The 25,876-nt window shown below is 63.4% G+C and carries 14 protein-coding genes and 1 pseudogene; 3 read left to right on the plus strand and 12 right to left on the minus strand.

Annotated elements, in window-relative coordinates; translation table 11 throughout:
- Positions 1-108 precede the first annotated feature (108 nt).
- From preA to LB558_RS13480, 3 genes are all read right to left on the minus strand, one after another.
- Positions 109-1,422: an NAD-dependent dihydropyrimidine dehydrogenase subunit PreA gene (gene preA / locus LB558_RS13470; RefSeq protein ID WP_224697984.1), complete on the minus strand. Its 1,314-nt coding sequence runs from the start codon at positions 1,420-1,422 to the stop codon at positions 109-111.
- A 2-nt stretch (positions 1,423-1,424) separates the two neighbouring features.
- The gene (locus LB558_RS13475; protein ID WP_224697985.1) at positions 1,425-2,789 is read right to left on the minus strand and encodes an NAD(P)-dependent oxidoreductase; all 1,365 of its coding nucleotides are present in this window, start codon (positions 2,787-2,789) and stop codon (positions 1,425-1,427) included.
- Positions 2,790-2,919: 130 nt separating this feature from the next.
- The gene (locus LB558_RS13480; RefSeq protein WP_224697986.1) at positions 2,920-3,648 is read right to left on the minus strand and encodes a gamma-glutamylcyclotransferase; all 729 of its coding nucleotides are present in this window, start codon (positions 3,646-3,648) and stop codon (positions 2,920-2,922) included.
- Positions 3,649-3,821: 173 nt separating this feature from the next.
- Here LB558_RS13480 and LB558_RS13485 point away from each other — a divergent pair, with 173 nt between their 5' ends.
- Entirely contained in the window at positions 3,822-4,598 is a 777-nt protein-coding gene (locus LB558_RS13485; RefSeq protein ID WP_224697987.1) for a VOC family protein, read from the plus strand.
- An 82-nt stretch (positions 4,599-4,680) separates the two neighbouring features.
- On the opposite strand, the gene LB558_RS13490 is transcribed toward LB558_RS13485, so the two are convergent.
- Positions 4,681-5,169, minus strand: coding sequence for a hypothetical protein (locus tag LB558_RS13490; RefSeq protein ID WP_224697988.1), 489 nt, complete (start codon positions 5,167-5,169; stop codon positions 4,681-4,683).
- A 196-nt stretch (positions 5,170-5,365) separates the two neighbouring features.
- Between LB558_RS13490 and LB558_RS13495 the strand changes: the two are divergent.
- A pseudogene (locus tag LB558_RS13495) lies at positions 5,366-5,751 on the plus strand (DoxX family protein).
- Positions 5,752-5,864: 113 nt separating this feature from the next.
- On the opposite strand, the gene LB558_RS13500 reads toward LB558_RS13495, so the two are convergent.
- The gene (locus LB558_RS13500; protein WP_224697989.1) at positions 5,865-8,291 is read right to left on the minus strand and encodes a GcvT family protein; all 2,427 of its coding nucleotides are present in this window, start codon (positions 8,289-8,291) and stop codon (positions 5,865-5,867) included.
- Positions 8,292-8,347: 56 nt separating this feature from the next.
- Entirely contained in the window at positions 8,348-9,886 is a 1,539-nt protein-coding gene (locus LB558_RS13505; RefSeq protein ID WP_224697990.1) for a trimethylamine methyltransferase family protein, read from the minus strand.
- A gap of 218 nt (positions 9,887-10,104) precedes the next feature.
- Here LB558_RS13505 and LB558_RS13510 point away from each other — a divergent pair, with 218 nt between their 5' ends.
- Complete coding sequence (locus tag LB558_RS13510) at positions 10,105-10,695, plus strand: transglycosylase SLT domain-containing protein (protein ID WP_027035011.1); 591 nt, start codon at positions 10,105-10,107, stop codon at positions 10,693-10,695.
- A gap of 199 nt (positions 10,696-10,894) precedes the next feature.
- Here LB558_RS13510 and LB558_RS13515 read toward each other — a convergent pair whose 3' ends face one another.
- The 6 genes from LB558_RS13515 to LB558_RS13540 all read right to left on the minus strand — a co-directional run bounded on the left by LB558_RS13515 (position 10,895) and on the right by LB558_RS13540 (position 25,634).
- Positions 10,895-13,231, minus strand: coding sequence for an ABC transporter ATP-binding protein (locus tag LB558_RS13515; protein WP_224697991.1), 2,337 nt, complete (start codon positions 13,229-13,231; stop codon positions 10,895-10,897).
- A gap of 67 nt (positions 13,232-13,298) precedes the next feature.
- Positions 13,299-14,456 (minus strand): ABC transporter permease, encoded by a 1,158-nt coding sequence (locus LB558_RS13520; protein WP_127255391.1) that lies wholly within the window; start codon positions 14,454-14,456, stop codon positions 13,299-13,301.
- A gap of 12 nt (positions 14,457-14,468) precedes the next feature.
- Positions 14,469-15,503: an ABC transporter permease gene (locus LB558_RS13525; RefSeq protein ID WP_027035014.1), complete on the minus strand. Its 1,035-nt coding sequence runs from the start codon at positions 15,501-15,503 to the stop codon at positions 14,469-14,471.
- Positions 15,504-15,729: 226 nt separating this feature from the next.
- Complete coding sequence (locus LB558_RS13530) at positions 15,730-17,382, minus strand: ABC transporter substrate-binding protein (RefSeq protein ID WP_127255393.1); 1,653 nt, start codon at positions 17,380-17,382, stop codon at positions 15,730-15,732.
- Positions 17,383-17,648: 266 nt separating this feature from the next.
- Positions 17,649-23,702 (minus strand): translocation/assembly module TamB domain-containing protein, encoded by a 6,054-nt coding sequence (locus tag LB558_RS13535; protein ID WP_224697992.1) that lies wholly within the window; start codon positions 23,700-23,702, stop codon positions 17,649-17,651.
- A gap of 3 nt (positions 23,703-23,705) precedes the next feature.
- A complete protein-coding gene (locus LB558_RS13540; protein WP_224697993.1) occupies positions 23,706-25,634 on the minus strand; it encodes an autotransporter assembly complex protein TamA in 1,929 nt (642 codons plus the stop codon).
- Positions 25,635-25,876 lie beyond the last annotated feature (242 nt).

A 25,876-nucleotide genomic window follows, 5' to 3' on the forward strand; every position in this document is an offset into this window, starting at 1 on the left:
TGTGTTGATCTCCAATTCATGGATACACATTATCGTGGATAATCATTATCCGCAATAAGAAAATGAAAAACGGCGCTCGAAAGCGCCGCTTTTCGAATCCTGCGATCCCTACTCCGCAGCCACCTTGGCCATCGGATTGTTCGGGTGCGTCGTCCAGTTGGCATAGACCGGCGATACCGGCCTGCCGGTGCGCTGGTCCATCACGCCGGCCGCCAGCGGCTCCATGGTGATGCAGTTCTCGACCGGGCAGACATTGACGCAGAGATTGCAGCCGACGCATTCGGCCTCGATGACCTCGAAGTGCCTGATGCCGTCGACCATGCTGGTGATCGCCTGGTGCGAGGTGTCCTCGCAGGCGATGTGGCAGCGGCCGCATTTGATGCAGGCGTCCTGGTCGATACGCGCCTTGGCGACGTAGTTGAGATTGAGATACTGCCAGTCGGTGACATTGGGCGTGGCACGGCCGACGATGTCGTCGAGCGAGGCGTGGCCCTTCTCGTCCATCCAGTTTTCGAGGCCGGCGATCATCTCCTGCACGATCTTGAAGCCGTAGGTCATCGCCGCCGTGCAGACCTGCACATTACCGGCGCCGAGTGCCATGAATTCGGCCGCATCGCGCCAGGTGGTGATGCCGCCGATGCCGGAGATCGGCAGGCCGTGGGTTTCGGGATCGCGCGCGATCTCGGCCACCATGTTCATGGCGATCGGCTTAACCGCCGGACCGCAATAGCCGCCATGCGAGCCCTTGCCATCGATGGTCGGCTGCGGCGCAAAACTGTCGAGATCGACGCCGGTGATCGAGTTTATGGTGTTGATCAGCGACACCGCGTCGGTGCCGCCGGCATGTGCTGCACGCGCGGGCTTCCTCACATCGGTGATGTTGGGCGTCAGCTTGGTGATGACAGGCATGCGGGTGTTCTGCTTGCACCAGCGCACCACCATTTCGATGTATTCCGGCACCTGGCCGACGGCGGCACCCATGCCGCGTTCCGACATGCCGTGCGGGCAGCCGAAATTGAGCTCGATGCCGTCAGCCTCGGTCTCCTCGACCACCGGCAGGATCGCCTTCCAGGCCTCCTCGACGCAGGGCACCATCAGCGAGACGACGATGGCGCGGTCGGGCCAGTCCTTCTTGACCTGCTTGATCTCGCGCAGGTTGACCTGCAGGTCGCGGTCGGTGATCAGCTCGATGTTGTTGAGGCCGAGCAGTCGGCGGTCGGCGCCCCAGATCGCGCCATAGCGCGGGCCGTTGACGTTGACCACCGGTGGGCCTTCCTCGCCCAGCGTCTTCCACACCACCCCGCCCCAGCCGGCCTTGAAGGCGCGGGTGACATTGTAGGCCTTGTCGGTCGGCGGCGCCGAGGCCAGCCAGAACGGGTTGGGCGATTTGATGCCGACGAAATTGTTTCTGATATCTGCCATGCTCATGCCCTCCCGTTCGAGGTCAGTGCCCGATTGATGCTCTCCGCCGCGTCGCGGCCCTGCGCGACCGCCGAGACGGTGAGGTCGTCGCCCCCGAAGATGCAGTCGCCACCGGCCCAGACCCTGTCGAGCGACGTGCGCCCTTCCGCGTCCACCTTGATGCGGCCGGCTTCGAGGTCGATCGAAGCGCCGCTGCCGTTAAGGGCTGCCGGCACGAAGCTCTGGCCGATCGCCTTGAACACCTGATCGGCAACGAGCGTCAGTGTCTCGCCGGTGCCGGCAAGCCTGTCGCCGTTGAGGGCGGTGTATTCGAGTTCGACGGCGGTGACCTTGCCGTCTTTGGCGATCACCCGCTTCGGCTGCAGCCAGTGGCGGATGCTGACGCCGTTGGCTGCCGCCAGATCCTGTTCGAATTCGGAAGCGTTCATGTGTTCCTGGCCGCGACGGTAGCAGATCGTAACCTCCTCGGCGCCGAGCAGCTTCGACTGTACCGCGGCGTCGATGGCCGTCATGCCGCCACCGATGACGACGACGCGGCGGCCAACCGGCAGGCCGGAAAGGTCGCTGGCCTGGCGCAGTTCGGCAATGAACTCGACCGCGTTGATGACGCCGTCGGCCTCCTCGCCATCGGCACGCAGCGCATTGACGCCGCCAAGACCCATGCCGAGAAACACCGCATCGTAATTGCGGATCAGATCCGACAGCTGATAGTCGCGGCCGAGCGCCTTGCCGTTCTGGATGTCGATACCGCCGATCGCGGTCACGTAATCGACTTCGGCCTGGGCGAAATCGTCGACACTCTTGTAGGCGGCGATGCCGTATTCGTTGAGGCCGCCGGCCTTCGCGCGCGCCTCCAGGATGGTCACGTCATGGCCGTGGCGGGCGAGCCGGTGCGCCGCGGCAAGGCCGGCCGGCCCGGCGCCGACCAAGGCGACCGTCTTTCCGGTCGGCTCGGCGCGCGGATAAAACTGCTTGTTCTCGCCCATGGCGACATCGGTGGCGTAGCGCTGCAGGCGGCCGATCTGCACCGGCTTGCCTTCCGCCACTTCGCGCACGCAGACTTCCTCGCACAGCGTCTCGGTCGGGCAGACGCGGGCGCACATGCCGCCCAATATGTTCTGGTCGAAGATGGTCTTGGCTGAACCGATCGGGTTGCCGGTCGAGATCTGTCGGATGAACAGCGGAATGTCGATCGAGGTCGGGCATGCATTCATGCACGGCGCGTCGTAGCAGAAATAGCAGCGGTCGGATTCGACCAGCGCCTCGTGGTGGTCGAGCGGTGGGTGCAGGTCGGAAAAATTGTCCGCGTACTGGTCGGCCGAGAGCCTGCCGCCCGCAATCCCTTCCCTGAATTGGCCTTCTGGCATCGTCAGTTCCCCATGTTTTCTTTTGGGGAAGGCTAGCACGTTTTATTTTTTTATCAATTGGTCAATTTTCGGCACAAGCCCTTGAAAAGGCTCGACAATAACATGATTTTTTTACTCATGTTATTGGCAATTACGGCTGCGTTTGCAGCGTGAGCGAATGGCCGGGCTCAAGTCCATGGCCATGGATAGCCCTGACCTCGTCCGCGACCAATTCCTGCAACCGCCACAGATTGCGGTCATGGATGCCGAATGCTTCGAGGTGGCTGACCGTGTTGTAGAGATATTCGGCGCCGGATCCGATATGCCCGCAGGCTCGGGCCAGCACGCTCGCCACCTTGTCCAGCGGCTGGTTCGGCGACGTTCCCCTGCCCTTCACGCCGACCCAGAAGCCAAGCGCGCGCAGCGCACCTTGCGCCGTATGCACCGGCAGCCACCTGACCGTGTCGATGCTTTCGTGGTCGCTGATCTCGCGCCGCAGCAGCCTTTCGATCTGGACCGGCTTTTCGCCCTCCGGCAAGCGGTAGATCACCCCGTTGCAGCGTCCGCCCCGTTCGAGCGCCATCATCAAACCCGGCTGCTCGGCGCTGCCGCGCCAACGCACCATGTCGAGGCAGAAAGAGCGGTGCCAGCCAAAAGCGGTGGCGAGCTGTTGCTCGACCGATTCGAATTCCGGCTTCCAGATCAGCGACCCATACGCGAACACCCATAGTGGCCCCTCGTCGGCTTGCTCGGACAGCCGCAAGGCAAGGGTGCGGAAATCCTCGTCGTTCAACTCCGTCCAGCTCGGGTCCGGACCGGGATCGGCCTCCTCCCGGTGGCACAGTGCGACAAGCTCGGGCGTGAGCGACATCAAGCGCATGAACGACATCCCCTCATCATCGCAGAGAAATCGAAAACCGCTCGGCGTGCAAGCCTCGGAACGCTTGCCTCGGTTCGACCATTACTGTCCGGGCGGTGTCGGATTTCCGTCGTGAGGATCGTCCTATGATGGATCGGACGACGATCGATGCATGAAAGGTGAGGAGACCGAAAATGCCAAAATCCCCGATGCCCTTCTTCTGGTACGAATTGATGACCACAGATCTCGGCGCTGCCGAGGCGTTCTACCCCAAAGTGATCGGCTGGACGGCGAAGCCTTTCGACGTGGCGCCCGGCATGCCGCGCTATGTCGTCATGAATGTCGGCGAACGTGGCGTCGGCGGCCTGATGACGATGCCCGAGGACGCCGCCAAGATGGGCATGCCGCCCGCCTGGCTCGGCTACATCCACACCAAGGATGTCGACGCCTCCACGGCTGCCTTGGAGAAAGCCGGCGGCACCGTTCATCGCCAGCCCGACGATATTCCGGGCGTCGGCCGCTTTGCCGTCGTCGCCGATCCGCAGGGCGCGACATTCATGTTCCTGCAGCCGAACGGCCCGGACCAGCCAGTCGTGCCGGCCAGCACGCCGGGCCATATCGGCTGGCACGAGCTTTACACGAGCGACTGGAAAGCCGCGTTCGATTTCTATCGCGACCAGTTCGGCTGGGTCGATGCCGGCGATTTCGACATGGGCCCGATGGGCACCTACCAGACCTTCACCGCCGGCCCCGAATCCGGCGGCGGCATCATGAACAAGCCGGAGCAGATTCCGGTCCCGGTCTGGCAGTTCTACTTCAACGTCCCGGCCATCGATGCGGCGGCCAAGCGGGTGACCGACAATGGCGGCAAGATCCTGATGGGGCCGATGGAGGTCCCCGGCGGCAGTTGGGTCGTGCAGTGCCAGGACCCGCAAGGCGCGCACTTCGCCTTGATGGCGCCGGTCCGCTGACGGCGATAAACACGGCTGGTACAAAGCACCGGCCTTTCATCGCACCACCGATGAAAGGCCGTATTCCTCTGCTGGGGCCGACCTATTCCGGCGCCAGCACCGCGACCTTCAGCTCAGCTTTTTTCGCGCCGCTGAACTGGACGGTGGCCGGTCCGGGCGCAAGCTTGAAGCGCACGCTCTTGCGAATACCAGGGCATGTTTTCACGCCACTATAGCCAGCCGACTTGATGGCCTGGCCATCCTGAATGACATCGATCCAGGCCTCCCCAGAGAGACTTATCTGGATGGCTCCCTCGGATGGCACTTCCACGCTGGCGACGGCCCCGAACGTGTCTGATGCCGGCGCACGTTCGGGCGACACCGCAAAACCGGCTTTCTCTACCGGCACCAGCGCCAGGTCCGCAGCCGCACCAACCGCCAGCGCCGCTCCGGACGGCGCTGCCGGTGCCGCGGCAAACAAGGTCTGCTCCCGCGTCACCGGCCACTTGAAGGCCTCACAACCGGCGTCCTCGGCCATGGCGAAGCTGGTGCCTGCGACGATCGCGAACAGGCTGATGACGACTTTTTTCATGGCAAGACCCCCACATTCAGATTGTTGTACACGCATTGATACAACCATAGAGTTATTAATGCAACCATTGCGAGAAGAATTTGCAGGAATTGGGAACATTCCCAATCACCGATTGTTGATGGCAAGCCATGGGAAGTGAATGGTGCAATGCCGGGCGATAATCTACGGCCGATCCGGAAGCTTAAGGGAGTTTTAGATGAAGCATTTCGACGGCCTTGCCAGATATCAGCCGCAGGCACTCGGCATTCTGCGCATCGTGACCGCGCTGCAGTTCATCGAACACGGCACCCAGAAACTGTTCAATTTCCCGGTCAGCGACCACGCCGGTGCTTTGAGCGGACTGTCACTCACTGTCTCGAATTCGCCGGCGGCATCCTGCTGGCGCTGGGCCTGTTCACGCGGCCCGTGGCATTCCTTCTGGCCGGCGAAATGGCGATCGCCTATTTCATGGCGCACATGCCGCGCGACTTCTTCCCGGTCAACAATGGCGGCGATTCGGCGATCTCGTTCTGCTTCATCTTCCTCTATCTGGTGTTTGCCGGCGCCGGCGCCTTCGCGCTGGACAACCGCCGCGGCGCCTGACGCCATAAGAAGGGGGCGTGCCCAGTGCATGTCGCCCAAAAGTGCCCAGCGGTTTTGGGACAACGACATGCACAAAACAGGAATCTGAAGCGCATCGGCGAAGCCGAGGCGCTTCAGGCGCGCATCCTTTCGAAATTGGCGTCGAACAGCGGCGCCGCCTGAATGCGCGCCGCATGGCGCTTGCCCAGCAGTTCGATCTCGAAGCCGTCGCTCTCATCGGCGATCTCCTTCGGCACATAGCCGATGGCGACGGATTTCTTCGAATGATGCGCATAGCCGCCCGAAGTCACCCAGCCGCGCACCGCACCATCGAACCAGATCGGCTCGTCGCCGATGACATCGGCATCGTCGGCCTCGACGATAAAGGCACGCAGGCGCAATTTGCCGCCCTGCTTGCGCTCGGCCAGCGCCTCGGCCTTGCCGATGAAGTCGGCCTCCTTGCCATAAGCAACGAAGCGGTCGAGCCCGGCTTCCAGCGGTCCGTAGATCGGCCGGTATTCACGCCCCCATGAACCGTAGTTCTTGTCCAACCGCAGCGCGTTGAGCGCGCGCGAGCCAAACAGGCCGATGCCGAATTCCTCGCCCGCCGCCATCAGCGCTTGATAGGCGGCGCGCTGGTATTCCGGCGCCACCCAGATCTCGTAGCCGAGATCGCCGGTATAGCTCACGCGGCCGACCAGGCACGGCGCCATGCCGACATCCATCCGGCCAATGGCCATGAAGGAAAAGGCGGCATTGGAGACATCCGAGCGCGTGGCCTTTGCCAGCACATCCCGCGCCTTCGGACCGGCGATCGACAGCCCGGTGAGCTTCGCGCCCAGCGCCTCGATGCGGACCGATCCATCGGCGGGCAGGTGCTGCTCGAACCAGCGCATATGGTATTGCTCGGCGATGCCGGAGCCGGCGAGGAACCAGCCTTCGCTTCCGAGATTGGCGAGGGTGAAATCGCCGATCAGCCTGCCGTCCTGCTTCAGCATCGGTGCCAGCGTCATGCGGCCGGGTTTCGGCAGTTTGCAGGCAAGCATCCGGTCGAGCCAGGCGGCCGCCCCCTCACCCGTCATCTTGTATTTGGCGAAGCTCGAAATCTCGGACAGGCCGACACTGTCGCGTACCGTCGCGACCTCCTTGGCGACCTGCGTGAAGTCGCTCGAGCGGCGCCACGAGAACTCGTCCTTGACGCCTTCCGGCGCGTACCACAGCGGCACTTCCAGCCCATAGGCAACGCCCCATTGCGCACCCTTGGCCGACAGCAGATCATAGACCGGTGTCGTCTTCAGCGGCCGCCCGGCGGGCAGTTCCTCATTGGGGAAGCGGATCGAGAAGCGCCTGGAATAATTCTCGCGCACCTTGGCATTGGTATAGGCCATCGTCGCCCAGTCGCCATAGCGCGCGACATCCATCGCCCAGATATCGGCGCCGGGATCGCCCTCGATCATCCAGTTCGACAAAGCGAGGCCGACGCCGCCGCCTTGCGAAAAACCGGCCATGACACCGCAGGCGACCCAGAAGCCAGGCAGGCCACGCACCGGCCCGACCAGCGGGTTGCCGTCCGGCGCAAAGGTGAAAGGCCCGTTGATGATCTGCTTGATGCCGGTGTTCTGGAAGGCCGGGAAATGGCGGAAGCCGACCTCAAGCGACGGCGCGATGCGGTCGATGTCGGGCGCCAGCAGTTCATGGCCGAAATTCCACGGCGTCTGGTATTCGGACCAAGGCTTGTTGGCCTTTTCATAGGTGCCCATCAGCATGCCGCCGCGCTCCTGGCGCAGGTAAAGCTCGCCGTCGAAGTCGACCGCATGGATGATCTCGGTGCCGGTCTTGGCGTTCCAGGCGGCGACCTCCGGCATGTCCTCGGTGATCAGGTACATGTGCTCCATGGCCAGCACAGGCAGTTCGAGCCCGACCATGCGGCCGACCTCGCGCGCCCACAGGCCGCCGGCATTGACGACATGCTCGGCCACCACCTCGCCCTTGTTGGTGATGACGCGCCATAAGCCGTCGGGCCGCCGCACGATGTCCTCGACCTTGGTGAAGCGCTCGACCTCGGCACCGAGCTTGCGCGCGGCCTTGGCATAGGCATGGGTGACGCCTGAGGGATCGAGATGGCCGTCCTCCTTGTTCCTGACGGCGCCGACGAACTGCTTGGGATCGAGCAGCGGCATCAGTTCGGCCGCTTCATTGGGCGAGATCTCCTCGAGCTCGATGCCGAGATAACGGCCCTTGGCGACGACGCCGCGCAGCCAGTCCAGCCGCGCCTCGGTCGCCGCCAGAAGCACGCCACCGGTCAGATGCACGCCGGTCGCCTGGCCGGAAAGCTCCTCGATCTCCTTGTAGAGGTTGATCGTGTATTTCTGCAGCTTGGCGACGTTGGGGTCGCCATTGATGGTGTGCATGCCGCCGGCCGCGTGCCAGGTCGAACCGGACGTCAGCTCGTCGCGCTCCAGCAGGACAACATCGGTCCAGCCGTGGCGGGCGAGATGGAACAGCACGGAGCACCCGACGACACCGCCGCCAATGATCACGACCTTTGCATGCGACTTCATGGATTTTTCTCTGATATCAGTGAGTGGATGGGTGGGTAGATTCAAGATGGGAACGATCACGGCTCGCCCTGCCCGATCGCTTCCTTGCGCCTGGCCATGTAGGCCTCCAGCGCCTCGCGCACCGCGATATCCATCACCGGCTCGACATAGTCCTCCAGGGCTTTCTTCCACAGCCGCGTCGCGCGTACGGTGGCGTCGAGTCCGCCGGCTTCCTGCCAGGCTTCGTAATTCTGCCAGTTGGACAGCATCGGCTGGTAGAAGGCGGTGGCGTAGCGCTCGAGCGTGTGCGGCTCGCCGAAGAAATGCCCGCCGGTCGGCACCGCGCCCAGCGCCTCGACGGCAAGCTCCGCCTCGTTGACCTCGATCGGGCGCAAGAACTCCATCATGTGCTGGATCATCTCGACATCGATGATAAGTTTTTCGAACGACGCCGTCAGTCCGCCCTCCTGCCAGCCGGCGGCGTGGTAGACGAGGTTGCCGTGGCCGAGCACCGCGCCCCACAGCGCCATCAGCGTCTCATAGGCGCCTTGCGCATCGGCGGCGTTGGAGGCCGAGCCCGGTGTCGTGCGGTACGGCAGCCCGTAGCGCCGCGCCAACTGCCCTGACGCAATATTGGCCTTGGTGTTCTCCGGCGTGCCGAAGGCCGGCGCGCCCGACTTCATGTCGACATTGGAGGTGAAGGCACCATACATGACCGGCGCGCCTGGACGGACAAGCTGTGTCAACACGACGCCGAATAGCGCCTCGGCGTTCTGCTGCGCCAGCGCGCCGGCCAGTGTCACCGGGCTCATCGCTCCCATCAGCGTGAACGGCGTCACCGCCACCGACTGGCCGAATTCGGCCATGGTCATCAGCCCCTCGGCCATCATCTCGTCGAAGCGGCGCGGCGAGTTGACCGAGATGATGGTGGTAATGCCGGGATCATCGCGCATCTGGTCGAGCGTCAGCCCACGCGAAATCGCCATCATCTCGATGCCGTCAAGCGCCCTGCCCCGGCCGATCGCCGAGACATGGAAACTCTTGTCGGTCAGCGTCAGATTGGTGAAGTAAGTGTCGAGATGGCGGGAATTGGCCGGCAGTTCGACCGGTGCGCAGACCTGGTTGCCGAGCATGTGGATGCAGTTGAAATGCTGCGCCAGCCGGGTGAGATCCGCATAGTCGCGCAAATTTCCGGCGCGGCGGCCGCGCTCCATGTCGTGCACATTCGGCGGACCGGCAACGAGCGTGAAATTGATGGTGTTGCCGCCGAGATGAACCGCGTTGGCCGGGTTGCGCGGCGTCAACACATAGCTGGGCTGCGTGGTCTTCAGCACGTCTTCGATCAGGCCGCGATCGATGCGGACATTTGCCGAGGCATGATCGACCCTGGCGCCGGCCTTCTCGAACAGCGACAGCGCGCGCGAGCTCATCATCTCGATGCCGAAATTCTCCAATATGTGCATCGACGCCTGGTGGATCTGCTCGATCTGATCGGGCGACAGCATGGCCATAGGTGGATAGGGATTTGTCACCCGCCTGAGCGGCAGTTGCGGGATGGCCGACGGCCCCCTGTTGCTGGTGCGCTCGGCGCCGCGTTTGCGTCTTGGTTCGGTCATGCCTGGCATCAAAGCCCCGGCAAACCGGGCAAGCTGTCAGAAAAACGCCGTTAGCAGGCGTGATTTTAGCCACGGCGGCATTTCTCCAACACGTATTTATAGAAAGCGACGAAATGCGTCGGATTACTGATACAAGATCCCCTCAAGCGACTGTTCCGGGCGAAGCGTTAACAGACGCTGCAAGATTCCCTTTATGATTTCGGCCTATTGCTCTGCCAATGCGTAGCTCGAGTTTTAGTAAAATTGGTGCGGTTTGCGTGCTGCTGGCGCTTTCGGCCTGCGCCACGCCGCCCAATCACATCAACAATGTCTGCGCCGTCTTCGACCAGAATGACGGCTGGTTCGACAACTGGCAGTCGGCCGCCGAGCGCGCGCAGCAGAAATACGGCATCCCCGTTCCCGTGCTGATGGCGACGGTTCGCAAGGAATCCGGCTTCAAAAGCAATGCAAGGCCGCCACGCACCAAGCTTCTCGGCTTCATTCCGTGGAAGCATGTCTCATCGGCCACCGGCTTCTCGCAGGCGCTGGACGGGACCTGGTCGCAATATCAGCGCGAGACCGGCAACTGGGCGGCGCGGCGGACGAAATTCGCCGACGCGGTCGATTTCGTCGGCTGGTATCATTCCAAGACCGCTGACACGTACGGCGTTGCCCGCAACGACACCTACAATCTCTACCTCGCCTATTATCTCGGCTGGACCGCCTATGGCCGCGGCAACCGGGGCGATGCCGGCGTGCAGGGCTATGCCCGGGCTACCGACAAGATGGCGCGGGACTATGCGCAGCAATTGAGCGAGTGCGGCAACTGATTTCCGCGCACAAGCATTTCAACCAACCGAGTGCGCTGGTGGGCAGTATGCTTGCCGATTAGCGGCAAACGCTCATCGCCTCGTCATCGACGGGCGGAGCAAGGAGCGCAGCGACGCGGCGCAGCCCCCCTGGAGCTGCTCCGCAGCCCAAGGGATCCATGCCGCGACTTCAAATCGCCGCCGCGGTGCCTGATGCTGGTCAATTCGGCTTCGTGGAATCACCCGGCTTTGGGGAATCGCCCGTTTCCGAAATCTCATCGCGAACCTCGTGACGGCGGGCTTTCGAAACGGCTTCCGTCTCCTCGGCAGCCTGCCCGATGATGTCGGCTTGCGCACTGCCCGTCTTGCCGCGCGGACGCTTTGGCGGCGTGCCGGCAAAACCGGGGCCATCGCCATGCGGCGCGTCATCCGGCACGCCTTCCTGCGCGGCGTGTTCCTTGTCGAACTTGATCACCGGCTCCATCTTGGCCAGCACGTCGTCGGGGAGCCAGCACAGGCTCATATGGCCGTCGCCGAGATGCTTGACTGGCGGCACCTTGGTTTCGCAGAGATTGTCAGGCACCAGCTTCTTGTAGCCGCAGCGGGTCTGGAAAGGACAGCCGGAAGGCGGATTCATCGCCGAGGGAATGTCCCCTTCCAGCACGATGTGCCGCTTGACCACGCTGGTGTCGGCGATGGGAATCGCCGACAGCAGCGCCTCGGTATAGGGATGGTAGGGCGGCGCGAAGATCTGGTCGGTCGTGCCTTGCTCGACGATATAGCCGAGATACATGACGACGACGCGATCGGCGATGTAGCGTACGACCGACAGGTCATGGCTGATGAACAGCATCGTCGTCTTGTTCTTGCGCTGGATGTCCATCAAAAGTTCGGTCACCGCCGCCTGCACCGACACGTCGAGTGCGGAAACCGGCTCGTCGGCCACCACCACCTTGGCGTCACCGGCAAAGGCGCGCGCCACGCCGATGCGCTGCTTCTGGCCGCCCGAAAGCTGGCGCGGCTTGCGGGTCTCGAAGGCCCGCGGCAGCTTCACCAGGTCAAGCAGTTCCAGCATGCGCTTGCGGCGATCGGCAACCGTCTTGCCGACATTGAACTTCTCCAGCGTGCGGATGATCTGCGAACCGACCGAATGGCTGGGATTGAGCGTGTCGAACGGGTTCTGGAACACCATCTGGATCGACGACACCGTGTCGACGCTCCGCTTCTCGATGCCCGTCGATTGGATTTCCTTGTTGCCCAGCGTCACCGTGCCGGCACTTGCCGTCTCCAGCCCGAGCAGCACCTTGGCCAGCGTCGACTTTCCGCAGCCGGATTCACCGACGATGGCGACCGTCTCGGATTCGCGCGCCATGAACGAGATTGTCTCGTTGGCCTTGACGACGCGGCCCTCGCTCGAGCCGAACACCTCGCTGCCGCCGACCCTGTAGTATTTTCTGAGATCCTCGATCTTAAGCACCGGCGCACCGGGCACGACGCGCTCATTGACCTTCTTGGCGCCGGGCGGCAGCGCCTCCCAGTCGATCTCGTTGAAGCGCACGCAGCGCGAGAAATGGCCTTCGTGACCAGCGACCTCGATCATCGGGATTTCGGCGGCGTTGCAGACGCCTTCCACGAAATGGTGGCAGCGAGGGCCGAAATTGCAGCCCTTGGGGCGCTCGTGCGGCAGCGGCAGCTGCCCGGGGATCGAAATCAGCGGCCGTGAATTCTTGTCGGCGCCGGGCAGCGGGATCGATCGGAACAGCCCTTGCGTATAGGGGTGGCGCATCCGGTCGAAGACGTCCTTGATCTTGCCGGTCTCCACCGCCTCGCCCGAATACATCACCGTGATGCGGTCGCAGGTTTCCAGGATCAGGCCGAGATTGTGCGACACGAAAATCATCGACGTGCCGAACTTCTCGCCCAGCCCCTTGACCAGATCGACGATGCCCGCCTCCACCGTCACGTCGAGCGCCGTCGTCGGCTCGTCGAGCAAAAGCAGCGCCGGCTTCGACAGCAGCGCCATGGCGATGACGATGCGCTGTTGCTGGCCGCCCGAAAGCTGGTGCGGATAGGAGCGCATCATGCGCTCGGGGTCCGGCAGCTTGACCGAGCGCACCATATCCAGGGCGCGTTTATACGCCTCTTCCTTCGACACCTTGTCGTGGATCAGCGGCACTTCCATCAACTGCTGGCCGACCTTCATCGCCGGGTTGAGGCTCGCCATCGGCTCCTGATAGATCATCGCGATCTTGTTGCCGCGAATGGAGCGCAACTCCTCGTCGGAGAGTTCGCCCATGTCCTTGCCCTGGAATTTGATCTTGCCGCCGACGATCTTCCCGATGTTGGAGAGGTCGCGCATGATGCCGAGCGACACGGTCGACTTGCCGCAGCCGGATTCGCCGACGATGCCCATCGCCTCGCCCGGCATGACGGTGCAGGAAAAATCCATGACGGCCGGGATCTCGCCCTTGCGGGTGAAGAAGGAGATCGACAGGTTCTCGATCTCGATGATCGGCCCATTGGTTGGCGTGGCGGGATTTCGAACTGCCTCGTTCATGGGTCGCTCCAATCCTGTTTCCTTTGGGCCTGTTTCTCTCAGGCGCATCGGGTCGAAACCCGCGAGATCAGTCTTTCATCGATTGTTCGCGCAGCGAGTCGGCGAGCAGGTTCAAGCCCAGCACGAACGACATCAATGCGATGGTCGGCGGCAGCGCCGGGTGGATGAAGGAGCGCAGCAGACGGCTGGCGTCCTTGATCGCGGTGCCCCAATCCGGGCTTTCCGGCGCCAGGCCAAGGCCGAAATAACCGAGCGTGCCGAGCAGGATGGTGGTGTAGCCGATGCGCAGGCAGGCGTCGACGATCAGCGGCCCGCGCGCATTGGGCAGAATCTCCCACAGCATGATGTACCAGGGCGATTCACCGCGCGTCTGCGCCGCCGCCACATAATCGCGCGTTTTGATGTCCATCACCAGGCCACGCACGATGCGGAACACGCCGGGGCTGGACGCGAACACCACCGCCACGAAAATGTTGAGCTGGTTAGGATCGATATGCACGATCTTCAGCGGATCGGCGTCGAAGACCAGGCCGAGATAGATCCAGCCGCCGAGGATCAGGGTGATGCCGAGCAGGATATAGAGCCGGTCGGGCCGGTTCTTGTAGCGGGTCCAGAACAGCACGGAAAAGAAGATGATCGGGAACAGGAAGAAGACGCCGGCCATGCCATAGGGGATTGGCGTGTCCATGATGCCCGGCGTCACCAAGAGATAGAACAGCAGGATGACCGGGAAGGCCAGCACGAGATTGGCCAGGAACGACAGCACGGTGTCGATCTTGCCGCCGTAATAGCCGGCGGGCAGGCCGAGCGTGATGCCGACCATCAGCGCGAAGCCGGTCGCGGCAGGCGCGATGATCAGCACGATCTGGCTGCCATAGACCATGCGCGAAAACACGTCACGCGCCAGCTTGTCGCCGCCGAACAGATAGGTCAGTCCCGATTGCGGTTCGACGGCGCCCGGCAACACGTCCTTCATGATGGGGATCTGGGCCAACGGATCGAAGGGCGAGATGGTCGCCGCGAAGATCGCCGTGAACAGCCAGAACAGGCAGATACCGACGCCGACGATGCCGACACCGCTGTCGAACAGCTGGCCGTAGAGCGCCAGCTTCTTCTTGTAGGCGAAGCTCGCGCCCATGACGATGACGAGCGCGATCCAGACCGGCCAGAAGCGCGACAGCACTTCGAGAACGACGGTGAAGCCACTGATGTATTGAACCGGCATCCGCTTCGCTCCCTACTGAACTCTGATACGCGGATTGAGAAACGCGTAGCCGACATCGGAAATGAGCTGCGTGATCAAGACGATGAACACCGAGACCAGCGAGCAGCCGAGCAAAAGGTCGATGTCGTTGTTGCCGGCCGCCTCGACCAGCGTGTAGCCGAAGCCCTGGTAGCGAAACATCACCTCGACGATGACGACGCCGGTGAGCAGCCAGGGGAACTGCAGCATGATGACGGTGAACGGTGCGATCAGCGCGTTGCGCAAGGCATGTTTGACCACGACGCTGCCGAAGGAAAGACCCTTCAACCTGGCGGTGCGGATATATTGCTGCGTCATCACTTCGACCATCGAAGCACGCGTCATGCGGGCGATATAGCCGATGCCGTAGATCGCCAGCGTCATCACCGGCAAAGTAAAATTGTAGAAGGTGATGCCCTGGCTGGCCGAAGCCGCCGAGCCGTTCAGCCAGCCTAGCCATGAGGCGAAGATGACGGTGAAGATGACGCCCGACACATATTCAGGCGTCGCCGTCGAGGCGATCGACGCCACGGACAGCACCCGGTCGGTTCGCGACCCCTCGCGCATGCCGGCCAGAATGCCGATCAGCAGCGATATCGGCACCATCACCACCAGCACCCAGAACATCAGGATGCCCGTAGCGCCGAGTGCCGGAAACAGTTTTGAGGCGACGGTCGCCTTGAACTTGGTCGAGCAGCCGAAATCGCCCTGGAAAACGCCGGCGAAGGTCGGCACGAGTGGATCGTTGCAGAAGGAGAAACGCTGCGCCGGCTTGCCGGTCGCCGGGTCTGTCACAGGTTGCTTGGGCACCACGCCCAGCCACTGCCCATAGCGGACGAAGAAGTTCTGCCGATAGCCATGGTTGACCAGCCAGCTCTCGAGCTGCTCGGCCGACGTATGCATTTCGGTCTGGCTGATCGCCAGCTTCTTCAAATTGGGTTCGAGGTTGATCAGGAAGAAGACGACCATGGTCAGGCACAGCATCGTCAATGCCATGGTGCCGAGACGCCTGATAACGAAGGAAAGCATGGCGGCCCCCTGCCGATGGGTTGGGGTTTGAGCCGGCTATGAAAGCCAACCCTGCCGTGACCGGCGGGGCTGGCTGTCAAACAGGCCTTCGGATGCGATCAACCCTGTTTTGTTGCATGGCCCGGACCGCGAGTCCGTAACTTTTTTGAGAAAGTGCGGATCAGCAGGGACGGACGATGCAAAGAGCGGGGGAAGGGAGCGAACCCCTTCCCCCATGTCGATGCGATCAAGCCTGGTCGAGCCAGACCTTGCCGTAGTCGCGCTCGAAGGTCGGATGCATCTTGTAATTCTGCACCGCCTTGACCGAGTGGCTGTAGAGCTTGCGCCAGTACGGCTGGATCATGATGCCGGAATCCTGCAGGATCTGCTCGATGTCCTTCATCATGTCCTTGCGCTTGGCGGCGTCGGCAACGGCGAGCGCCGCATTGAGCTTGGCATCCCAGTCCGGATTCGACCAGCCGGCCTCGTTCCAGGCCTCTCCGGTGCGATAGGCGATGGCCAGAACCTGGACGCCGAGCGGGCGCATGTTCCAGTTGGTCATCGACAGCGGATACTTCGTCCAGTCGTTCCAGAACGTCGAACCCGGCAGAACGGTGCGCTTTACCTTGATGCCGGCGTCACGCAGCTGGGCGGCGATCGCATCGCCGGTGTTCTTGTGCCAGTCTTCGTCGACGGTGATCAGCTCGTGTTCGAAGTCGGCCTGGCCGGCTTCCGCCATCAGCGCCTTCGCCTTGGCCGGATCACGAGCAACCTTGGGCAGCTCGTAATATTCCGGATGGATCGAGCAGACATGATGGTTTTCAGCGACCGAGCCGGCATTGCCGTAGCCGAGCTGCAAGACGACATTGTTGTCGACCGCAAGCTGCAGCGCGTTGCGCACCTTCTGGTCGCCATAGGGCTTGTTGTTGACGTTGGTGCGGCAGACGATGGTCGACGCGGTGACGATCTCCGACTTCACCAGATCCATGCCGTCGAGGATCGACACGTAGTCGGCCGAAGTCTCGAAATTGGTGTGCACTTCGCCGGCTTCAAAAGCGCTGACCATGGCTGCCGGATCGGTGCCGTAGTCGATGAATTCCAGGCCGTCGAGGAACACTTCGCCGTCCCACCACTTGTCGTCGGTGCGGCGCTTGTAGACCACCTTCTGGCCGACATCGTAGGAGACGAGTTCGAACGGGCCGGTGCCGATCGGGCAGGCCTTGAAGTCGCCGCCCTTCTCATCGAAGGTCTTGTGGACGATCAGCCCGGGATAGTCGCACATGTTCGGAATCAGCGCGATGTCCGGCTTGGTGAGCTTCAGCACGACCGTGTGGTCGTCCGGCTTGGTCACGGCGCTTTCGTCGAGCTTGTCGTCCTTGACCAGCGAGCCGAGACGGCCGGGCATGGAATTGCCTTCGGCTTTCTTGTCGGCCCAGCGCTTCAGGTTGAAGATGACGTCATCGGCGGTGAAGGCATCGCCATTCGACCAGGTGACGCCCTTGCGCACATGCAGCGTGTACTGCGTGGCATCGTCGTTGACGTCCCAGCTTTCCAGCAGATAAGGGCGGAACGTGTATTCGGAGGTGTACTTGACCAGCGGCTCGAGCGCCTGGCGCTCGGCATTGGCGATTTCCGACCAGTCGGCCTTGCGCGGGTCCTTGGGATCCTTGATCCATTGGGCAATCTTCAGCGTGCCGCCCTTCTTGCCCTTTACCTCTTCGGCCTTCGCCGGCGTCGGATCGGCGAGTCCGAGCAAGCCGTAAGCCATTGCCGTCGATGCGCCGAAGACGCTGGCCATGGCCAGGAATTCGCGGCGATCCACCTTGCCTGCCTTGGCTTCTTCGGCCATGGCCAGGATGTGATCCGGAACGCGATCGCCATTGCTCTTATAAATTGTCATGACTTAACTCCCATTGTTGGCTTTCCGCCTTTTAACATTCCGCATCCAGGCCATGATGTCAAAGACGGCGTGGATTGAGAACATGTTAGGGAATGTGCAACTTTGAAAGGGGAGCGGTTCGCGTGATAACGACAGTCTTGGCGCAAATTTGCTACTGTCCGACGGATTCTTCTGGAATCTCGATAGCCGATTAGACTGAGACATTTACTCTGGCCCGGACAGCACCAGAATCGATCCACCATGAGGCCAAAAATCCCAACGAACTATCAGTATTCCTTCTCGTAGAAGATGCCGCCCTTGGCTTCGCCGGCATCGTTGGCCTCGCCACGCAGCTTGACGCCGCGCCCGACATTGAGGTCGATCGTCGCCTTGCCCGAGCCCGGCTTGTCGCCCTTCTGGATCGTGACATAGGTGCGGTCGTTGAGGTATTTGCCGGCCGAGACCGCCGTGCCGCCCTGGTCGTCGGTGGTGACGTCGAGATCGTCGACGCCAATGGCGCTGCGCAGGTTTTCCAGCAGCGACGTCGAGCCGCCGACGCCGGCCAGTTGCCCGGCCGCTTCGGCGAGCTGGGCGATCTGCAGTGGCGACAGGTTCGACATCGAGCGGCCGAAGATCAATTGCGCCAGCACCTCGTCCTCGGGCAGCGCCGGCACCGAGGAGAAGGTGAATTTCGGATTGGTCGCCTCGCCCGACACCACGATGGTGACGGTGGCGCTGGTCGTCGTCGTGGTCGCCGTCAAATTGAGATAAGGCACCAGGGAGCCGGAAAACCCGACCGTGCCTTCGGTGAAGGTCAGCCGCTTGCCGAGGATCGACAGCCGGCCACGCTGCAAGGTGAAGGTGCCTACCGCTTGCGGCGAGGAGGCCGGGCCGGTCAGCTTCAGCGAGCCGCCGAGTTCGGCATCGACGCCCCTGCCCTGGATGAAGATCTGATTCGGCGCGTTGACCGAGACATCGAGCGCAAGGCCGCTACCGCCGCCCTTGCCGCTGGTCGTCGGCGGCCGCAGCGCCTTGTCCTGCGCCTTGACCGCACCTGGCGCATTCTTGTGCTTGACGTCGAGCGCAGCCAGTGAGCCCGGCAACTTGTCCGGTACGGTGATCACCGTCTTGGCGAGATTGACGGTGCCGGCGATGACCGGTGCGGAGGTCAGCGGTCCCTTGATCGTCAGGTCGCCGCCGAGATTGGCGGTCACCACCCTTCCGTCCGTATAGCGGCCGTCGACCAGCTTGATCGACAGATCGGCCGGAAAACCCTGCGCCGGGTTGATGCCGACCGTGCCGCTGGCCGACAGGCTGCCGCGCGTCGACAGCGTTCCGGTCAGCCGGTTGATCCTGGCGACGCCGCCTGCAATCGAGACATCGGCGGCGAGATCGTTCACGGCGAGGCCGGAGCGCGCATCGACAAGGCGTGCACCGGAGGTGCTGACGCTGCCACCGATGACGGGCGATGTCGCGGGACCGCGCACCTGCACGTTGACATTGGCGGTTCCAGACAGCGACAGGCCCTGCGCGGCAAGCTTCTGGCTGAGCAGGCCGAACGGCACGGCGCCATTGAAGTCGAGCGCCAGTGCCGGCGTGCCGGCCGTCGTCACGGTGCCGCCGCCCTTGACGCCAAGGCCGGCTCCATCGCTGACATTGGCATTGAAGGTCAGCTTGTTGGCGCCGAAGGTGCCCGACGAGGAAACACTCACCGCACCGACACCGGCACCGCGGGTCTGTGAGGTCTGCACGCCGGCCGCGTCGATGTTGAAGGCAACGGCGGGATTTGCCGGCGCGCCCGTCACCTTTACCGTGCCCGAAATCGAGCCGGCGGCGTCGAGCCCCGGCGAGAAACTGTTGGCGAGCGACATCGGCACCCGCGCCAGCGTCGCATTGATGTCGAGCGCGGTGCCGACCTTGCCGGTCACCGTCGCCGTGCCGCCGCCAAGGTTGAGCACCAGCCTGTCCAGCGTCGTCGTGCCATTGGCGATGCTGACGGTCGAGGGCTGGGCGATGGCCGCCTTGATGCCCTGGACGGTCGTCTGGCCGGAGGCAAGCTCGACGGTTGTCGTGCCGTTGGCCACTTTCACCCGGCCGGCGGCCTGTGCCGGAATGCCCTTGACGGTTGCGCCGCCGGAGAAGCCGGTCCAGTCGCCGTCGCGCTTCAAGTCGACATCGATGCCGCTGATCACGGTGCCGCCCGACGTGACGGTGTCGGCGCGGATTTTTCCGGAGATCACGGGCGCCACCAGATAGTTGGCGACCAGCGCATCGATCGAGACGGCTTTCGCCTGCAGGTCGCCGCGCGTAATCGATGCTGTCGCCGCCTTGATGGCGACCTGCGGCGCGGTGCCGTTCTTCGAGAAAGCGATCGTGCCGCGCACGTCGCCTTCGGCCTTTTCCAAGGCAAGTGCCGCCAGCGGGCCGATATCGGGCAGGTCGAGCGCGATGGTGCCGACCGGCACGAACTTCTCATCCAGCGCCAGATCGCCTGAGATCCTGTTCTTGCCCAGCGACAGCAGCAGGCCGTTGATGGCGCTCTTGCCGTCAGCCGTCGCCAGCACCGCGCTGCCTTGCAGCGCCTGGCCGGCGACATTGCCGGTCAGTTGCACATTCGCCGCCGGATTGGCGGCATCGGCCTTGCCGGTGGCGGTCAGCTTCAGCCCGGTGATCTCTCGCGCCGCCACGAGAAGGCGGTCGCTGTCGATAGTCAGCGACAGGTCGGGCGCCGCGGCCGGGCCCTGCGCGTTCAACGAAAAGGCGATGGCGCCCTTGGCGTCTTTCGACAGCAGCGAGATGTCGCTCAGCGCGCCCTTGATGTCGGCGGCCACCTTGTTGTCGGCAAGGCTCGCCTGCCCATCGGCAGTCAGCGCACCCGAGGCCAGCTTCAATCCGCTTACATTGATACTGCCATTGGGGTCGCGCTTCAGCGTGGCGCTGATCTCAGCGCGTTCGCCAAGCATGCCGCGCGCCGCCGCCGGCAAGGCCGACGATGGGGCATCCGCCTTCAGGTTGAGGTCTATGGCACCGTCACGCAGCGACACCTGGCCGGCAACCTGGCTGTTCAGCGCATCGCTCTTGAGCGAGCCGCTGTCGATGGCAACCGCATCGGCTGTCAGGCGGCCGCTGAGCGCTGCCGTGACCTTGCCGGCGATCAGCGGCGCGATCACCGGATTGTCGAGACCGACCTTGTCCACCGACACGGTGCCGGAAACCGGCCCTGCACGGTTCTTGAGATCGAACGCATCCGAATGCAACGCCAGGGCAAGCCCCTCCACCCTCGCTGGACTGGTGACGATCGAGGGCAGGATCGCAGAGACATCCAGGCGGGCCCGCGTGCTCTCGCCCGCCACCTTTGCCGACAGCGACTGGATCTCGATCTTGACCGGGCTCTCGGCGCTGCCGACAGTCAGGGGCAGGCTGGGGCCGGATGATATGAGATCGAGCGCAAAATCGCTGGCGCCGTTCGGGTTGAGGGTGCCGGTCGCCTTGCCCGAAATCTTGTCGCCGGTCAGCGTCGCCTGATCGAGCATCACGCCGCCGGCCATGGTGTAGCTGCCGGCCGCATCGACAGCGAGCGGCCCGATCCCGGCCTGCCGGGTCTGGCTGGTTTCGATACCGACCAGTTGCGCATTGAAGCGGACATCGGGAGCGGCCGGAGATCCGGTCACACCAGCCGTGCCGTTGAGCGTGCCCACAGCCTCGAGGCCGGGCGAAAATTCATTGGCGAGTGCCGCGGGCAGTGCCGAAAATTGCGCCGCGAGATCGAGTGTCTGGCCGGCGGTACCCGACAAGGTCACCGAGCCGCCACCGACATCGAGAGCCAGTTTCTCGATGCTGGCCGTGCCGTTGGCGATGCTCAGTGTCGACGCCTGAGCGATTGCCGCCTTGATGCCGCGAACCGTCGCCTCGCCCGAAGCAATCTCGACGCTCGTCGTGCCGTCGGCGATCTTCACCCGGCCGGCAGCGGTTGCCGGAATGCCTGCTATGGTGGCGCCGCCGGTGAAATTGGTCCAAGCGCCGTCGCGCTTCAGGTCGACGGCGATGCCGCCGATTTCCGTAGCCCCCGAGGTCACGCTGTCGGCCTTGATTGAACCGGCGATCGCCGGCGCGTTGAGATAATTGGCGATCAGCGCATTGACGGTGATGGCCTTGGCCGTCACCTCGCCGCGCGCGATCGACGTGCTCTTGGCGTCGATAGCGACGGAGGGCGCGTCGCCCTCCTTGGCAAAGCTGATGGTGCCGTCGATGTCGCCCGTCACCGCCTGGCCGGCAAGTGCGGCCAACTGGTCGATGGCAGGCGCGTCGAGCGTCAGCGTGCCGAGCGGCATATATTTGTCGTCCAGCGCGAGATCGCCCGAGACCTTGTTGTCGCCCAGCGAGACCAGGAATCCGTTGATCGAACGCTTGCCTTCGCTTGTCACCAGCGCTGCCTTGATGTCGAGCGGCTGGTCGTTGACGGAGCCGGTCAGCGACACGTTGGCGGCGGGACTGGTGATATCGGCCTTGCCGCTCGCCGTCAGCTTGATGGTCTTCACCGTGCGGCCCGAGGCGGTCAGGCTGTCGCTGCCGGCGGTAACGGTGAAATCCGGCGCCGTCATCGCGCCGCTTGCCGACAGCGCGAAATCGACGCCGCCGGTAACCGGCACGCCGACCGTCGGCGACAGCACCGAAACATCGCCCAGTTTGCCCTTGATGTCGGCCTGGATGTCGGTGCCTTGCATGCTGGCGGTGCCGGCGGCGCTGAGCGTGCCGGACGTGAATTCGATCGAGTTGGCGGCGAAGGATCCCTGCGGATCGCGGGCCGCGCTGGCCGAGAATTTCACTCGGGCGCCGAGCACCGAGGCGATCTGCGGCGGAAAGGCCGTCGCCACGGCATCCGCGTTCATCTTCAGTTGCATCGACAGGTCGGCAAGCGCCACCGTTGCCGTCAGCGAGGCGTTGAGCGCGTCGGAACGCAGCGTGCCCTGGTCGATGGCAATGGCATCCTTGCTGACCGACCCGGCCAGATCGACATCGATCTTGCCGGTGATCAGCGGCGCCAGCGTCGCCACATCGGTCTTGAGGCCGCCCGCTCCCAGCTTGACGGTGACCGGTCCGGCGCGGTTCTGGATATCGAAGCCGTCGGAATGTATCTGCGCCGCCAGATCATCCAGCCGCGTGCCGCCGGCGACGATGGAGACGAAGGAGGCCCCGATGTCGATGATCGGCGCCTTGCCGTCGCCGAAGGCACGGGCGGTGGCATTGCTGATCGCCAGCGTGATCGGCTGCGCCTTGCTGCCGACGCTGATCACCACGGGCGGGCCCTTGGCGGCGAATTGGACCGAGAGGTCGCTGGCGCCGGCAGGATCGACAATGCCGGTCGCGGTGCCGTGCACCGCATCACTGTCGATGTTGGCGCGGTCGACACTGACGCCACCGGCCGATGTGGCGGTGCCGGCGACGTCGAAACTGGTCTTCCCGGCAAATAGCGGCTTGAGATTCTCAGGCAGGAAGCGAGCGAAATCGCCGTCGCCCTTGGCCTCGATATGATTACCCTTGTCGGTCAGTTGGTGGCGGCCTGTCAGCTGGGTGACGATCTTGCCGTCGACTGAGAACGTGCCGATGCCGTTCCAATTGGCGAGCGGCCCGGTGCCCGAGACATTTATGTTGACCGGCGGCGTATCGGGCAGCTCGAGCAGATTGGCGATGATGCCGCCTGCCGGCTCCGAGGCCTTCAGGTCGAGATCGAGCCTGTTGTCCGCCGGCGCAAAGTGGATCTTGGCATCGACATCGCCTTGCTTGCCGTCATGGCGGGTGATGTTGAGGACAGTCTCGACCGCCAGCGGTGCGGCATCGGCCTTGACCGATCCCTTGGCCGCAAGCTCGGCGATGCCGCTGCCGGCAAGGTCTTGCCCCAGCGCGATCTCGGGCAGGTCGATCTGCTTGATGTCGATGGAAACCGGCAGCGTCGTCGTGCCGCCGCTCGGCGCTGGCTGCGTGCTGGCCACCGGCAATCGCGCCAGTTCAATACGCTCGGCAGCGATACGGTCGGCGCTGAAGTTTTTCGACAGCAGCGCCAGCGGCGACCAGTCGACGGCCACCTTGCGCGCCACCAGCCAGGCGCCCTCGCGGTCCTCCAGCACGACATGGTCGACACTGAGAGCCCCGGACCAGATGCCATCTATGCCGCTGACCGTGATCTTGCGGTCGTCGCTCGAGGCCAGCCGCGAAATGATGCCGGCGAGATTGTCGCGTCCGCGCTCGGTCTTGGTCAGCACCACCAGCGCACCGATCGCCCCCGCGACCACGATCAGCAGCGTGTAGAAGACAATGCGAAGGATGCGCTTGAATATCTTCATCGCTCAGAATGCCTGCCCGATGCCGGCATAGATGCCGAAATGCGGGTCACCCGGATCGCGGTTGAGCGGCACGGCGGCATCGATGCGCAGCGGCCCGAACGGCGTGACATAGCGCAGGCCGACGCCGGCGCCGACCTTGACATCGGAGAAATCGGGAACCGATTTGGTCGACACGGTGCCGGCATCGACGAACGGCACGATGCCGATCGTGTCGGTGATGGCGATGCGCATCTCGACCGAGGTTTCGAAGAAGGACAGGCCGCCGATCGGCTGGCCGGTGAAATCCTTCGGACCTATGCCCTGATAGGCGTAGCCGCGCACCGAACCGCCGCCGCCGGAATAGAAGCGCCGGTCGGCCGGCACATGTTCGAGGCTGGTGCCGACGATCGAACCGATGGCGACACGTTCGGCCAGCACGAACTTCGAAGCTGAATCCAGCGACTGATAGGCCGACCCCTCTCCCTTCAGCTTGAGAAAGGCCGCACCGCTCAAAATGTCGTAGCTGGGCTCGGCATAGGCCAGCACCCGGAAGCCGCTTGTCGGGTTCAGCCGGTTGTCCCGGCTGTCGTAGACATATTGCAGCGGAATGCTGGCGATCAGGTATTTGTGCTTGCCGAAAGCATCGTGGATGCGGGAATAGTCGAGCGCTGCCTCGGCGGAAACCGTCTGCTTCTTGGTCAGTTCGTAGGACAGGCCGGTGCTGCCCTTGACCGAGAAATGGTCATAGGCATCAGGATGTTCGAGCACCGTCTTGACGCTGGCGAAGAACTTCGATGCCGGCCCGACCACGCCGGGTTTCTCGAACATGATGCCGGCATTGTAGTTGAGCTCGCCGAGATCGTTGCTGCCGATGCCGCTGATCTTGCCCTCGATGCGCAGCTTCTCGGCCCGGCCGAACAAATTGCGATGGCCCCAATAGCCCTCAAGGCCCAGTCCCTCGGTATTGGAAAAAGTGCCGCCGACGCCGAAATAGCGCGGCTTGCGCTCGCTGACCTGGACGCCGATCGGAATGTTGCCCTCGGCATCGAGTGCGTCGGCTTCCCTGAACGTCACGCTGTTGAAGACCTCAAGCGCCAGCAGCCGGTCGCGCGCATCGTCGATTTCTTGCGGCGAATATTGCCGGCCACGCTTGAGGCCGGTCATGTATTCGGTGAAGTCGCGATCGACCTTCTCGGTGCCTTCCACCGTGGTCGGGCCATAGCCGGCGACCGGGCCGGCGGCGACCGTCAGCGTCACGTCGAGCGTCGAAGAGGCATGGTCGGCGACGATCTGGCGATCCGTCACCTTGGCCAGCGGCCTGCCTTGCTCCTTCAGCGTGCGCACGATCAGCGCCTCGGCCTTGAGCACGGCGCCGGATCCGGCGTCGCCGCCTGATATCAGGCCATAATCGGCGCTCATCAGGCCTGCCGCGTCGCCTTGCAGCCTGATATTGCCCAAGGTGAATTTCGGCCCGGTAGCAATGTCGATGGCCACGGGAACCGGCTGCGGACCCTTGAATTCGGCATCCGGCGGCAAATCGTCGAGCGGCTTGCCGTCGATGGTGACGGTGACGACGCCTTCGTAGCGGGCATCGGCATAGAGCGCGGCGACAAGCTGTTCGCGGTCGCTGCGCGCCTTGGCCAGCAGCCCGAGCGAGCCTGAAACCGGACGCTCCTCGTCACTCTTCAGCGCCGAGGCATTTTCAAGCTTTTTGACCAGATCCTTGTCGGCGTCGGGGGCGTTGATGGTCACGGCGTACCGCAGAGGATCGACGATATCGGCATCCTCGTCGCTGGACGATCCCCACAGCTTGATGCCGAAAAGCTCGAAAGCGGCCGACGGGCGCGATTCCGCGACGAGCACGGTCGAGCACATCATGGCCAGCAGCAGGGCGCGCGGAAGCGCACGCCCTGGCGCGCGACCTCCTGACATCTGCTCTTCATGCGCCGGCATTAAGACAACCTAGATTACAAACCTAAAATTGGAATGAAGTTCTGAAGCGCTCGTAAAGGGGCCACAATCCAATTGTCTGAAATAGGGCGGGCTTGGAATTCACACCTTTTGCGTCGCCGCAAGAATGCGTGATCCCCTGTCCTATGGAGGTACTACCGGTCATCGGCCGGAAAGGAAACCGTTGGCAGGCGGAACCCTGCCGCGTCCTTGTGTTGACAAGCCTGACTGAAGCTTGATCATGC

Source organism: Mesorhizobium sp. CO1-1-8, from assembly GCF_020164875.1.
Classification (GTDB): domain Bacteria; phylum Pseudomonadota; class Alphaproteobacteria; order Rhizobiales; family Rhizobiaceae; genus Mesorhizobium.

Coding starts and splice junctions, on each gene's coding strand:
- preA (WP_224697984.1), bottom strand. CDS start 1,422: ATGGCAGATATCAGAAACAATTTCGTCGGCATCAAATCGCCCAACCCG.
- LB558_RS13475 (WP_224697985.1), bottom strand. CDS start 2,789: ATGCCAGAAGGCCAATTCAGGGAAGGGATTGCGGGCGGCAGGCTCTCG.
- LB558_RS13480 (WP_224697986.1), bottom strand. CDS start 3,648: ATGCGCTTGATGTCGCTCACGCCCGAGCTTGTCGCACTGTGCCACCGG.
- LB558_RS13485 (WP_224697987.1), top strand. CDS start 3,822: ATGCCAAAATCCCCGATGCCCTTCTTCTGGTACGAATTGATGACCACA.
- LB558_RS13490 (WP_224697988.1), bottom strand. CDS start 5,169: ATGAAAAAAGTCGTCATCAGCCTGTTCGCGATCGTCGCAGGCACCAGC.
- LB558_RS13500 (WP_224697989.1), bottom strand. CDS start 8,291: ATGAAGTCGCATGCAAAGGTCGTGATCATTGGCGGCGGTGTCGTCGGG.
- LB558_RS13505 (WP_224697990.1), bottom strand. CDS start 9,886: ATGACCGAACCAAGACGCAAACGCGGCGCCGAGCGCACCAGCAACAGG.
- LB558_RS13510 (WP_027035011.1), top strand. CDS start 10,105: ATGCGTAGCTCGAGTTTTAGTAAAATTGGTGCGGTTTGCGTGCTGCTG.
- LB558_RS13515 (WP_224697991.1), bottom strand. CDS start 13,231: ATGAACGAGGCAGTTCGAAATCCCGCCACGCCAACCAATGGGCCGATC.
- LB558_RS13520 (WP_127255391.1), bottom strand. CDS start 14,456: ATGCCGGTTCAATACATCAGTGGCTTCACCGTCGTTCTCGAAGTGCTG.
- LB558_RS13525 (WP_027035014.1), bottom strand. CDS start 15,503: ATGCTTTCCTTCGTTATCAGGCGTCTCGGCACCATGGCATTGACGATG.
- LB558_RS13530 (WP_127255393.1), bottom strand. CDS start 17,382: ATGACAATTTATAAGAGCAATGGCGATCGCGTTCCGGATCACATCCTG.
- LB558_RS13535 (WP_224697992.1), bottom strand. CDS start 23,702: ATGAAGATATTCAAGCGCATCCTTCGCATTGTCTTCTACACGCTGCTG.
- LB558_RS13540 (WP_224697993.1), bottom strand. CDS start 25,634: ATGCCGGCGCATGAAGAGCAGATGTCAGGAGGTCGCGCGCCAGGGCGT.